The following is a 12,221-nucleotide window of genomic DNA, read 5'->3' as shown; positions in this document are numbered from 1 at the left end:
CAGTGGGGGAATTGTGATAATGTGAATGCCTTCACTAAACGAGTATGTTAGTTTTCATCATCAATAAAAAGTAGGGTGGGTCTGAATATACCCTATGAATTTCAAGTTGCAGCCTACAACGCCGCAGCCTGAAAGGCGACGGGTAAAGACCTGATTCAGCGTATGTTAACGCATAAAAAATAGACAGACAGGGTCAAAAAAGCGAATGATCCCACAGATTTCTCAGGCGCCCGGCCTCGTTCAACGGGTGCTCGACTTTTTGGAAGCCTTAAAACAAAACGGATTCAACGGTGATATTGCGACCAGCTACGCCGATCGGCTGACGATGGCGACCGACAACAGCATCTATCAGCTGTTGCCAGACGCGGTGGTGTTTCCTCGTTCAACGGCGGATGTGGCCTTGATTGCGCGCCTGGCGGGAGAGGAGCGTTTCAGCGCACTGACCTTTAGCCCGCGCGGCGGCGGTACCGGCACCAACGGCCAGGCCCTCAACACCGGCATTGTGGTCGATATGTCGCGCCACATGAACCGCATTCTTGAAATCAATGTCGAACAGGGTTGGGTGAAGGTTGAAGCCGGGGTCATCAAAGATCAGCTTAACCAGTATCTGCGGCCGTTCGGCTATTTCTTCTCTCCGGAACTTTCCACCAGTAACCGCGCGACCTTGGGCGGCATGATCAACACCGATGCTTCCGGTCAAGGTTCACTGGTGTACGGCAAAACCTCCGATCACGTTCTGGGCCTGAGGGCGGTGCTGCTGGGGGGCGACATGATCGATACCCGCGCCATGCCGACACCGCTTGCGGAAACGATTGCTATGGAGGATACCGTCGAAGGTCGGATCTACCATAGGGTGCTGAATAGCTGCCGTGACCAGCGTGCGTTGATCCTGGAAAAATTCCCCAAGCTAAACCGCTTCCTGACCGGCTACGACCTGCGGCATGTGTTCAGCGACGATCTGCAGACCTTCGATTTAACGCGTATCCTGACCGGCGCAGAGGGCACGCTGGCGTTTATCACCGAGGCGCGGCTGGATATCACGCCGCTGCCGAAGGTACGCCGCCTGGTTAACGTAAAGTATGATTCCTTTGATTCCGCCCTGCGCAACGCCCCCTTCATGGTGGAGGCCAAGGCGTTGTCGGTGGAGACCATTGACTCCAAGGTGCTGAACCTGGCGCGGGAGGATATTGTTTGGCACTCGGTGAGCGAATTGATCACCAACGTGCCGGATAAAGAGATGCTGGGTCTGAACATCGTCGAATTTGCCGGGGATGACAAGGCGCTGATCGATCAGCAGATGGAAACGCTGTGTCTGCGGTTGGACGAGTTAATCAGCGAGAAGCAGGGCGGCGTGATTGGCTATCAGATCTGCGGGGACCTGGTCGGCATCGAGCGGATCTATAACATGCGCAAGAAGGCGGTCGGGCTGTTGGGTAACGCCAAAGGGCGCGCCAAACCTATTCCTTTCGCCGAGGATACCTGCGTGCCGCCGCAGCATTTGGCCGATTACATTGTCGAATTCCGTCAATTGCTGGACAGCCATAACCTCAGTTACGGCATGTTCGGCCACGTGGATGCCGGCGTATTGCACGTGCGGCCTGCGCTCGACATGTGCGATCCGCAGCAAGAAGTGCTGATGAAGCAGCTTTCCGACCAGGTGGTGGCGCTGACCGCCAAATATGGAGGATTGCTGTGGGGCGAACACGGCAAAGGCTTCCGCGCTGAATACAGCCCGGAATTCTTCGGCGAGCAGTTGTACGAAGAGTTGCGCCGCATCAAGGCCGCGTTCGATCCGAATAACCGCCTTAACCCCGGTAAAATTTGCCCGCCGTTGGGCGTTGATGCCCCAATGATGAAAGTGGACGCGGCCAAGCGTGGCACGCTCGATCGTCGCATCCCGATAGAGGTGCGCACCTCGTTCCGTGGCGCCATGGAGTGTAACGGCAACGGCCTGTGTTTTAACTTTGATGTGCGCAGCCCGATGTGCCCGTCGATGAAGATCACCGGTAGCCGCATTCACTCGCCAAAAGGCCGTGCGGCGCTGGTGCGCGAATGGTTGCGTCTGTTATCCGAACAGGGGGTCGATCCGCTGGTGCTGGAACAGCAACTGCCGCAGCAGCGTCTTAGCTTCCGTACCTTGATTGAGAAAACCCGCAACAGCTGGTATGCCGGCAAAGGCGAATATGATTTTTCGCACGAGGTGAAAGAGGCGATGTCCGGCTGTCTGGCCTGCAAAGCCTGTTCTACCCAATGCCCGATTAAAATTGACGTGCCGGGTTTTCGCTCGCGTTTCCTGCAGCTGTATCACACCCGTTATCTGCGGCCAGCGCGCGACTATATGGTCGCCGGGGTTGAAAGCTACACGCCGCTGATGGCGAAAGCGCCGAAGGTATTCAACTTCTTCTTCCGCCAGCCTTGGGTGCGCGAGTTGAGCCGCAACGCTATCGGTATGGTCGATTTGCCGATGCTCTCCAGCCCGACGCTGCGTCAGCAGCTTTCCGGCCACGGCGCGTTGACCATGACACTGGAGCAACTTGAGGCGTTGAGCGCCGAACAGCGTGAGCAACATGTGCTGATCGTGCAGGATCCCTTCACCAGCTATTACGACGCCAAGGTGGTGGCGGACTTTGTACGGCTGGTGGAAAAGCTCGGTTACCAGCCGGTGCTGCTGCCATTCTCGCCGAACGGCAAGGCGCAGCATATCAAAGGCTTCTTGACTCGCTTTGCCCGCACCGCGCGCAAAACCGCCGATTTCCTCAATCGAGTGGCCAGGCTCGGGATGCCGCTGGTTGGGGTCGATCCGGCATTGGTGCTTTGCTATCGCGACGAATATAACGAGATCCTCGGCGAAACACGCGGTGACTTCCAGGTGCAACTGGTGCATGAATGGCTGCAACAGCTGCTGGCGGAACGTGCCGAACAACCGGCGACCGGCGAAGCCTGGTACCTGTTTGGCCACTGTACCGAAACCACGGCGCTGCCGGCCAGCGGCCAGCATTGGGCGTCGATCTTCTCCCGCTTCGGGGCCAGGCTGGAAAACGTCAGCGTGGGCTGTTGCGGCATGGCGGGTACCTACGGACATGAAGTGAAGAACCTGGAGAATTCGCTCGGGATTTATGAGCTATCATGGCATCAGGCGTTGCAACGTTTGCCGCGGCAACGCTGTCTGGCGACCGGTTATTCCTGTCGCAGCCAGGTCAAACGCATTGAGGGTAACGGCGTTCGCCACCCGTTACAGGCACTTCTGGAGATGATTGCGTGAAATTGTGGAAACGAGAAACGACGCTGGAGCAGTTAAACCGCTCCGGTGAGGGATGCATGGTGAGCCATGTGGGGATTCACTTCACCCGGCTGGAAGACGATTTTCTTGAAGCCACGATGCCGGTAGACCACCGTACCCGGCAACCTTTCGGGTTACTGCACGGCGGGGCATCGGTGGTGTTGGCGGAATCGATGGGATCGATGGCCGGCTATCTGTGCAGCGAAGGGGAACAGAAAGTGGTGGGGTTGGAAATCAACGCCAACCATTTGCGGGCGGTGTTTGAAGGGCAGGTGCGCGGCGTGTGCCGTGCACTGCACGTTGGCCGGCGGCATCAGGTGTGGCAGATCGAGATATTCGATTCGCGTGACCGGTTGTGCTGCACTTCACGCTTGACCACCGCAGTGATCGACTGATCCTGCCACCCGCAGGCGCTTTGCCTGCGGGTGCTCAGTTGCCGTTCCGCAGGCGTTTAGAGCTGGAATGGCACCCGCTTGACGAAGTCCTTCTGGAAGGCGTTAGCCTTCTCCCAAGTGCCTTCCATCGCATATTTCTGGCAGATCAAGGTCAGGGTATGACGGGCAAAATGATAACTCTGAACCCGAAACAGCTGGCAGCGCTGCGGATTGTTGATTTCAACGATCAGCCGGTTATGCAGTTTGCTCAGCGCGTGCAAATAACTTTCATCATCACCGTTTTCCAGACACAGATTGGCCATGTTCAGGCTGACGTTATTGTAGCGTTTCAGATGGTTGATATTGCACTCTGGCCGCCTAAGCGATGCCTCCGCCATGTAGAAATCTACCGTGGCATCGCGCACGCTGAATTTATAGTCATCAATTTTGCCCAACAGCCACGCACTGATCGAAATACTCATTATACCCGCGCCATCTGAATTTTGAATGATAATCATTATCATATTTACAGATGCGTTCACGATCAATCATTCTGTTGAAATTTTTATCGGCCATCGGGGCTGCATTTGCCCTGCTACGGCCCAATATCAGTCAGTAGCGGCTAAACTTTAATCAATGATGGCGCTTTCGGCCGGTGCGGGAGGGCGGTACAGAAGACGGAAAACACCGCCAATTGTCGATAAACGCATTTTTGAGACAGACAAAATGCTGAAATAGGTATTTTCTATGAATGTTTACGTCGACAATAAAAGCCGGCGCTGTAAAGGGGATGGGCCAGCGGTTGGTCAGGGCGGTGATACAGGATGTACAGCAAATTCATAAGGATAAAATGAACGCGTCTCCATCGGACTGTGCCAGGCGCTCAGACTGTCCCGTGTGCTTGCCGTCTTTGGCAACCCAAAAACGGGCTTTTGGCGGATACCCCCGCAAAACAAACGGTTGAAGTGATAATTGTTATCACTAACATATAAGCAACCCAGATTGGCTGCGGTAAAACACGAGTGTGAGGTAGGCCATATGCAAACGGAAAATGTCGGCACCTTTTCTCTGGACGAAAATGTCTGGCAAGGCATTTTGCTCAGTGACAACGCCGTACAACAAATTACTAAATTGATGCAGCAGGATCCGCAAGTGAAGGGGCTGCAGCTCGGGGTGAAGCAATCAGGCTGCGCCGGGTTTGCCTATGTGCTGGATCTCACCCGTGCCCCGGCGGAAGACGACCTGCTGTTTGAGCGCGATGGCGCCAAATTGTATGTGCCGCTGAAAGCCATGCCGTTCATCGATGGCACCACGGTAGATTTTGTCCGTGAAGGGCTGAATCAAATATTCAAATTCAATAACCCTAAAGCTCAGCATGCCTGCGGGTGCGGCGAGAGCTTTGGCGTTTGAGCGATGCAATCAACATGACACGAAGCAATGTAGAAATGCCTAATGAAGTGCAGGCTTGGGTCAGCGAAGGTCGCTACAAGGAGGGCTTTTTCACCCAACTGGATACCGATGAATTGGCGACGGGCATCAACGAAGACGTGGTGCGCGCCATTTCGGCCAAGCGTAACGAACCTGAGTGGATGCTGGAATTCCGCCTGGAGGCTTACCGTGCCTGGCTGCAAATGGAAGAGCCGCACTGGTTGAAAGCGAACTATGACCGGCTGAACTACCAGGATTACAGCTATTATTCTGCGCCCTCTTGCGGCAGCTGTGACGACGCCTGCGGTTCCCAGCCCGGTGCCGAACAGCAACCCGGCGCGGCAACCGAAAACAGCTACCTGACCAGCGAGGTTGAGTTGGCGTTTAACCAACTCGGCGTGCCGGTGCGTGAAGGCAGCGAAGTGGCGGTAGACGCGATCTTCGACTCGGTATCGGTCTCCACCACCTACCGCGAAAAACTGGCTGAAAGCGGGGTGATTTTCTGCTCGTTCGGCGAGGCGATTCAGGAATACCCGGATCTGGTGCGCAAGTATCTGGGCCGCGTAGTGCCGTCCAACGATAACTTCTTTGCCGCGCTGAATGCCGCAGTGGCCTCCGACGGCACTTTTGTCTACGTGCCGAAAGGCGTGCGCTGCCCGATGGAGCTATCGACCTATTTCCGCATTAACGCCGCCAAAACCGGCCAGTTCGAACGCACCATCCTGATCGCCGATGAAGGCAGCTATGTCAGCTACATCGAAGGTTGCTCAGCCCCCGTGCGCGACAGCTATCAGCTGCATGCGGCGGTAGTGGAAGTGATCCTGCACAAAGACGCCGAAGTGAAATATTCAACGGTGCAAAACTGGTTCTCCGGCGGTGACAGCAAAGGCGGCATTCTCAACTTCGTGACCAAGCGCGCGTTATGCGAAGGTGCGGGATCGAAAATGTCCTGGACCCAGTCGGAAACCGGATCGGCGATCACCTGGAAATACCCGAGCGTGATCCTGCAGGGCGATAACTCAATCGGCGAGTTTTTCTCGGTAGCGCTGACCAGCGGCCATCAACAGGCGGATACCGGCACCAAGATGATCCATATCGGCAAGAACACCCGATCGACCATCATTGCCAAAGGTATCTCCGCAGGGCACAGCGAGAACACATACCGCGGCCTGGTGAAGATCCTGCCGGGTGCGGAAAACGCGCGTAACTTTACCCAATGCGACTCGATGCTGATAGGGCCGGACAGCGGTGCCCATACTTTCCCGTATGTGGAGGCCCGCAATAACAGCGCGCAGCTGGAACACGAAGCGACCACGTCGAAAATCGGCGATGACCAACTGTTTTACTGCTTGCAGCGCGGTATCAGCGAAGACAATGCCATCTCTATGATCGTCAACGGATTCTGCAAGGACGTGTTCTCTGAACTGCCGCTGGAATTCGCCGTCGAGGCGCAAAAGTTATTGGCCATCAGCCTGGAACACAGCGTGGGCTAAACGCCGGATTTACAGCGCAGCAGCGCTACCTAAGGACATCGCATGTTAAGTATCAAGAATTTAAAAGTCAGCGCCGAAGGCAATGAGATCCTCAAGGGATTGAACCTGGAGATCAAACCGGGTGAAGTGCATGCCATCATGGGGCCGAACGGCTCGGGCAAGAGTACGCTCTCCGCCACTCTGGCGGGGCGTGAAGAGTATGAAGTGACCGAAGGCGAGGTTACCTTCAAGGGCAAGGACCTGCTTGAGTTGGCTCCGGAAGATCGCGCCGGTGAAGGCGTGTTCCTGGCGTTCCAGTATCCGGTGGAGATCCCCGGCGTCAGCAACCATTTCTTCTTGCAGACGTCGGTGAATGCAGTGCGCAAATATCGCCAGCAAGAACCGCTCGATCGTTTCGATTTCGCCGATTTCATCGAAGAAAAGATTGAGCTGTTGAATATGCCCCCGGATCTGCTGACCCGTTCGGTCAACGTCGGCTTCTCCGGCGGCGAGAAAAAGCGCAATGACATTCTTCAGATGGCGGCACTGGAGCCGGATCTGTGCATTCTGGATGAAACCGACTCCGGCCTGGATATCGACGCGCTGAAGATCGTCGCCAACGGCGTTAATTCGCTGCGGGATGGCAAGCGCGCCTTTATCATCGTCACGCACTACCAGCGTATTCTGGACTACATCAAACCGGATTATGTCCATGTTCTTTCCCAAGGGCGCATCGTGAAGTCCGGCGATTTCTCCCTGGTGAAACAGTTGGAGGAGCAGGGCTATGGCTGGCTTACCGACCAACAATAACTCGCGCGCGTTGCAACAGCTTTACAGCCTGTTCGAGGCCCGAGGCGGCGAGCACTCCGCTCATGCTCTGGCGCACTGGCAGCAGGCTTTGCGCCTGGGCTGGCCGACGCGCAAGCATGAAAACTGGAAATATACTCCGTTGGAGGGGTTACTGGAGCAGCAGTTCCTTGAGCCGCAGGTAGAGCCGATCACCGCCGCCCAACGCGATGCGCTGGCGCTGAATCTGGATGCTTATCGGCTGGTGTTTGTCGACGGGCGTTTCAACGCCGCGCTGAGCGACAGCGAGCTGGGCGAATACCAGTTTGACGTCACTCCCTACGGTACGCCGCAGGCGTTGCCGGAGCCGATTCAACCTGAAATTTTTCTGCACCTGACCGAAAGTCTGGCGCAGGAGACCAGCATGATCCGCGTGGCGGCCGGCAAGATCGCTGCGCGGCCGTTGTACCTGCTGCACATTAGCAGCGGGCGCGGCGCGGCGGGCGCGGTGAACACCGTGCATCATCGCCATCACCTCGACGTCGCTCGCAATGCGCGGGCGGAGGTGATCGAGCACTATGTCAGCCTGAACGATGCCGCGCATTTCACCGGCGCGCGTCTGACAGCCAGCATCGGAGACAACGCGGAGCTGCGTCACTGCAAACTGGCGTTCGAAAGCCAGGTGAGTTACCACTTTGCGCATAACGACTTGGTGATTGGCCGCGATGCGCGGGTGAAAAGCGACAGTTTCCTGCTGGGGGCCGGCCTCACGCGGCATAACACCAGCGCGCAGTTGAACGGCGAAGGCTCTAACCTGGTGATCAACAGCCTGGTGCTGCCGGTGGGCAAGGACGTGTGCGATACCCGTACCTATCTGGAGCACAACAAAGGTTACTGCGAGAGCCGTCAACTGCATAAAACGGTGGTCAGCGACCGCGCCAAGGCGGTATTCAACGGCATGATCAAAGTCGCCAAACATGCGATCAAGACCGACGGCCAGATGACCAACCACAACCTGCTGTTGGGTAAGGTGGCGGAGGTGGACACCAAACCGCAGTTGGAAATCTACGCCGATGACGTGAAATGCAGTCACGGCGCCACTGTCGGGCGTATTGATGAAGAGCAACTGTTCTATCTGCAGTCGCGCGGCATTGATAAACACGCAGCGCAGCAGATGATCATCTTTGCCTTTGCCGCTGAATTGACCGAGGGCATCGGCAACGATGTCATCCGCGAATGGGTGCTGGCGCGCATAGCGCAGCGCCTGCCGGGGGAGGCAGCATGAGTTTTCCGATTGAACGTGTGCGCAGCGAATTCCCCTTGTTGGCGCGTGAAGTCAATGGCCGGCCGCTGGCTTACCTTGACAGTGCCGCCAGTGCGCAAAAACCGCAGGCGGTGATCGATCGCGAGCTGGATTTTTATCGCCATGGCTACGCTGCGGTACACCGTGGCATCCACACGCTGAGCGCAGAAGCGACGCAGGACATGGAAGCGGTGCGCGAAAAAGTGGCGGCGTTTATCAACGCCGCCTCGGCGGAAGAGATTGTCTTCGTCAAGGGTACCACCGAGGGCATTAACCTGGTGGCAAACAGCTTTGGCCGCCATTTCCTGCAACCGGGCGACAGCATCATCATCACCGAGATGGAGCACCACGCCAATATTGTTCCCTGGCAGATGCTGGCGCAAGAACGCGGGCTTCAACTGCGGGTCTGGCCGCTGCAGCAGGACGGCACTCTGGATCTGGCACAGTTGCCGGGTTTGATCGACTCGTCCACCAAATTGCTGGCGATGACTCAGGTTTCCAACGTGCTCGGCACGGTTAACCCGGTGCGTGAAATCATCGCGCAGGCGAAGGCTGCGGGCCTGAAGGTGCTGATAGACGGCGCTCAGGCCGTTATGCATCAGCGCGTGGATGTACAGGCGCTGGATTGCGATTTCTATGTGTTTTCCGGGCACAAACTGTATGGGCCTTCCGGCATCGGCATTCTTTATGGCCGCAAGGCGCTGTTGCAGCAGATGCCGCCGTGGGAAGGCGGGGGGGCGATGATACAACAGGTCAGCCTGACTAATGGCACCACCTATGCCGAGCCGCCGTGGCGCTTTGAGGCCGGTTCGCCGAATACGGCCGGCATGATGGGGTTGGGCGCGGCGATTGATTACGTTAACGCGCTGGGGCTGGAGGCGATTCACGACTACGAGCAGTCGCTGATGCACTATGCGCTCGAAGCGCTAAAACAGGTGCCGATGCTTAAAATTTATGGTCCGGCAGAGCGCGCCGGGGTCATTGCCTTTAACCTGGGTGAGCATCACGCTTACGACGTCGGCAGTTTCCTGGATCAATACGGCATTGCCATTCGTACCGGTCACCATTGCGCGATGCCGTTGATGGCGTTCTATAATGTGCCGAGCATGTGCCGCGCTTCGTTGGCGTTATATAACACGCGTGATGAAGTTGACCGGTTGGTGGCAGGGTTGCAGCGTATCCAAAAACTCTTGGGGTAGGTCGAGGGCGCCTCTTGTGGCGTTCTCTGGCGGAAAATGCCTGCAGACAGTTGTGTGGGGCCGGCATGCCGGCCCTGAATTATTGAAAGGATCCTCATGGCGAACTTGCCGGATAAAGATAAATTGGTACGTAATTTTTCCCGTTGCCTCAACTGGGAAGATAAGTACCTGTATGTGATTGAACTGGGTGCGAAGTTGCCGGCGCTTGACGAGGCCGAACGCCAGGTGGGTAACCTGATTTCCGGCTGCCAGAGCCAAGTGTGGATTGTGATGCATACCGACGAGCAAGGGCGCGTCGAATTTCACGGCGACAGCGACGCAGCCATCGTCAAAGGGTTGCTGGCGGTGGTGTTTATTCTGTATCACCAAATGACGCCGCAGCAGATCACCGAGCTTGATGTTCGCCCCTTTTTCGCCGAGTTGGCGCTTAGTCAGCATTTGACGCCTTCGCGTTCCCAAGGGCTGGAGGCGATGATCCGCGCTATCCGCATCAAGGCCGCCCAGTTGCCGTGATCCTGCTTTGATATCCAAAAGGGCTTATTGATGCGTTGAATATATTTCTTGTGTCAACGAGCCTTTACAAACCTCCTCCAATACCCCTGTAAGTACAGCAAATCAGTGATATTTCAGCAGCTTACTCATTGACGTTCCACTGACAATCCTATTGTGCGATTACGTTATAACATGTTGATTTTTAGAGGACTTATTGCCTTTAATGCCAGCGTTGCTAGTATTAATCAGGTATTGTCTGATTTACCTGCCGTCAGGTGCCAGCTAGCCTTGTGGCCGAACCGTAATAAGCATATAGGGATGATAATGAAACGTGCGTTGAGTTTAATGGGCATGCTATTCGCCACCGTACTGACAGGCACCCAAGCCGCCAGCGCGACCGAGTACCCGCTGCCGCCGCCGGATAGCCGCCTGATTGGCGAGAACACCACTTATACCGTACCTAACGATGGCCGCCCACTGGAGGCGATTGCCGCCGACTATCAAATTGGTCTGCTGGGCATGCTGGAGGCCAATCCAGGTACGGATCCGTTCCTGCCCAAGACGGGTTCGGTATTAACCATCCCGACCCAAATGTTGCTGCCGGACACCAAGCGTGAGGGGATAGTGGTCAATCTGGCCGAACTGCGCCTGTACTACTACCCGAAAGGCGAGAATAAAGTCATCGTTTATCCTATCGGTATTGGCCAGACCGGCATGCATACTCCGCTTCAGGTGACCTCAGTCAGCCAGAAGATCCCGAACCCGACCTGGACACCAACGGCCAACATCCGTAAACGTTATCAGGCGAAAGGCGTGACGCTGCCGGCGGTCATACCGGCCGGCCCTAACAATCCCATGGGGCTGTTTGCCATGCGTCTGGCTATGGGGCACGGCGAGTATTTGATTCACGGCACCAATGCCAATTTCGGTATTGGCATGCGCGTCAGCTCCGGTTGCATCCGCCTGCGTCCGAAGGATATCGAAGCGCTGTTCAACATGGTGCCGCGCGGCACCCGCGTGCAGGTGATTAACGATCCGGTGAAAATTTCCGTGGAGCCGGATGGCAAGCGTTATGTCGAAGTTCATCAACCGCTGTCGAGAACCGAAAGCGATGACCCGCAGACTATGCCGATTACGCTGTCCAAAACCGAAAGAACCTTTGTTGAGGATACGCAGACCGATCGTGCAGTGTTCGACAGTGCGGTTGTACGCCGCTCTGGCATGCCGGTGTTGGTTAACCTGGGGCAGAACCCATCTGAGGTATCTCTGGCGCCTGTAGCCCCGCAGGAAGCGAATAAGGGCCTGTTCAAGGGTGCACCTATCAGCTCAGTGAATTAAAAACGGGTTATAACTGATAATTCTGAGGGGTTCAGCGTGCTGGACCCTTTTTTTCGCCTGAGGCGAGGGGAAAGAGGAATTGCAAACAAAAAAAACGGCGCACAATGTGCGCCGTTTTCAATAACCGAAGCTATCTTACTTTTTGTAAGCGTGAGCTTGGTTGTCCAGGCGCTGGTTAGCACGTGCTGCGTCGTCTTTAGCTGCTTGAACGTCAGAACGGATTGCGTTCACGTCGTTGCTCAGCTGGTCAACTTTAGCGTTCAGAGTCTGAACGTCAGAAGACAGTTGATCGATTTTAGCATTGCTAGAGCAGCCTGCCAGCAGAGTGGAACCCAGGATTACCGCGCCCAGTACCAGTTTAGTACGATTCATTATAACACCCTCTAGATTGAGTTAATCTCCATGTAGCGTTACAAGTATTACACAAACTTTTTTCGAAAGAGAATAATTTTTTTGTATTGGAGTGCTTTATTTTGATCGTTCGCTCAAACTTGCATCTTCTTTTGAGAAATAGTTAAAAAATCTAGGGAAAACAGCTGGATTCCATGG

Annotated in this window: 11 protein-coding genes; 9 read left to right on the top strand and 2 right to left on the bottom strand. The window is 55.7% G+C overall.

What is annotated here, in order from left to right; genetic code table 11:
• The first annotated feature begins 205 nt into the window (after positions 1–205).
• Both ydiJ and menI read left to right on the top strand, forming a co-directional pair.
• Positions 206–3,262 carry a D-2-hydroxyglutarate dehydrogenase YdiJ gene (ydiJ, locus tag QZQ97_RS07220; protein WP_311992889.1) on the top strand — a complete coding sequence of 1,019 codons (3,057 nt, stop codon included), beginning with the start codon at positions 206–208 and terminating at the stop codon, positions 3,260–3,262.
• Positions 3,259–3,675 carry a 1,4-dihydroxy-2-naphthoyl-CoA hydrolase gene (gene menI / locus QZQ97_RS07215; protein ID WP_006320233.1) on the top strand — a complete coding sequence of 139 codons (417 nt, stop codon included), beginning with the start codon at positions 3,259–3,261 and terminating at the stop codon, positions 3,673–3,675. The genes ydiJ and menI overlap by 4 nt, the downstream gene beginning before the upstream one ends.
• A gap of 56 nt (positions 3,676–3,731) precedes the next feature.
• Here menI and QZQ97_RS07210 read toward each other — a convergent pair whose 3' ends face one another.
• Entirely contained in the window at positions 3,732–4,136 is a 405-nt protein-coding gene (locus QZQ97_RS07210; protein ID WP_311992887.1) for a hypothetical protein, read from the bottom strand.
• Between the two features lie 556 nt (positions 4,137–4,692).
• Here QZQ97_RS07210 and sufA point away from each other — a divergent pair.
• From sufA to QZQ97_RS07175, 7 genes are all read left to right on the top strand, one after another.
• Positions 4,693–5,064 carry a Fe-S cluster assembly scaffold SufA gene (gene sufA / locus QZQ97_RS07205; protein ID WP_004943698.1) on the top strand — a complete coding sequence of 124 codons (372 nt, stop codon included), beginning with the start codon at positions 4,693–4,695 and terminating at the stop codon, positions 5,062–5,064.
• A 14-nt stretch (positions 5,065–5,078) separates the two neighbouring features.
• Positions 5,079–6,575, top strand: a complete 1,497-nt coding sequence (gene sufB, locus QZQ97_RS07200) for a Fe-S cluster assembly protein SufB (RefSeq protein WP_004943701.1) — start codon at positions 5,079–5,081, stop codon at positions 6,573–6,575.
• Positions 6,576–6,617: 42 nt separating this feature from the next.
• On the top strand, positions 6,618–7,364 hold the full coding sequence (gene sufC / locus QZQ97_RS07195; RefSeq protein ID WP_013812662.1) for a Fe-S cluster assembly ATPase SufC: 747 nt from the start codon (positions 6,618–6,620) through the stop codon (positions 7,362–7,364).
• On the top strand, positions 7,339–8,625 hold the full coding sequence (gene sufD, locus QZQ97_RS07190; RefSeq protein ID WP_311992886.1) for a Fe-S cluster assembly protein SufD: 1,287 nt from the start codon (positions 7,339–7,341) through the stop codon (positions 8,623–8,625). The genes sufC and sufD overlap by 26 nt, the downstream gene beginning before the upstream one ends.
• Positions 8,622–9,842: a cysteine desulfurase SufS gene (gene sufS / locus QZQ97_RS07185; protein WP_311992885.1), complete on the top strand. Its 1,221-nt coding sequence runs from the start codon at positions 8,622–8,624 to the stop codon at positions 9,840–9,842. Before sufD ends, sufS begins: the two co-directional genes overlap by 4 nt.
• Positions 9,843–9,938: 96 nt before the next feature.
• On the top strand, positions 9,939–10,355 hold the full coding sequence (sufE, locus tag QZQ97_RS07180; RefSeq protein WP_311992884.1) for a cysteine desulfuration protein SufE: 417 nt from the start codon (positions 9,939–9,941) through the stop codon (positions 10,353–10,355).
• Positions 10,356–10,658: 303 nt separating this feature from the next.
• A complete protein-coding gene (locus tag QZQ97_RS07175) occupies positions 10,659–11,672 on the top strand; it encodes a L,D-transpeptidase family protein (RefSeq protein ID WP_311992883.1) in 1,014 nt (337 codons plus the stop codon).
• Between the two features lie 135 nt (positions 11,673–11,807).
• On the opposite strand, the gene QZQ97_RS07170 is transcribed toward QZQ97_RS07175, so the two are convergent.
• Positions 11,808–12,044, bottom strand: coding sequence for a major outer membrane lipoprotein (locus QZQ97_RS07170; protein WP_004943717.1), 237 nt, complete (start codon positions 12,042–12,044; stop codon positions 11,808–11,810).
• Positions 12,045–12,221: the final 177 nt, after the last annotated feature.

Source organism: Serratia sp. root2 (assembly GCF_031931805.1).
GTDB classification, from domain to species: domain Bacteria; phylum Pseudomonadota; class Gammaproteobacteria; order Enterobacterales; family Enterobacteriaceae; genus Serratia; species Serratia inhibens.
This window is presented reverse-complemented; position numbering and strand designations above follow the sequence as displayed.

Excerpts from the sequence above, each read along its gene's own strand:
- ydiJ (WP_311992889.1), top strand. The coding sequence starts at position 206 with ATGATCCCACAGATTTCTCAGGCGCCCGGCCTCGTTCAACGGGTGCTC.
- QZQ97_RS07210 (WP_311992887.1), bottom strand. The coding sequence starts at position 4,136 with ATGAGTATTTCGATCAGTGCGTGGCTGTTGGGCAAAATTGATGACTAT.
- sufA (WP_004943698.1), top strand. The coding sequence starts at position 4,693 with ATGCAAACGGAAAATGTCGGCACCTTTTCTCTGGACGAAAATGTCTGG.
- sufB (WP_004943701.1), top strand. The coding sequence starts at position 5,079 with ATGACACGAAGCAATGTAGAAATGCCTAATGAAGTGCAGGCTTGGGTC.
- sufC (WP_013812662.1), top strand. The coding sequence starts at position 6,618 with ATGTTAAGTATCAAGAATTTAAAAGTCAGCGCCGAAGGCAATGAGATC.
- sufD (WP_311992886.1), top strand. The coding sequence starts at position 7,339 with ATGGCTGGCTTACCGACCAACAATAACTCGCGCGCGTTGCAACAGCTT.
- sufS (WP_311992885.1), top strand. The coding sequence starts at position 8,622 with ATGAGTTTTCCGATTGAACGTGTGCGCAGCGAATTCCCCTTGTTGGCG.
- sufE (WP_311992884.1), top strand. The coding sequence starts at position 9,939 with ATGGCGAACTTGCCGGATAAAGATAAATTGGTACGTAATTTTTCCCGT.
- QZQ97_RS07175 (WP_311992883.1), top strand. The coding sequence starts at position 10,659 with ATGAAACGTGCGTTGAGTTTAATGGGCATGCTATTCGCCACCGTACTG.
- QZQ97_RS07170 (WP_004943717.1), bottom strand. The coding sequence starts at position 12,044 with ATGAATCGTACTAAACTGGTACTGGGCGCGGTAATCCTGGGTTCCACT.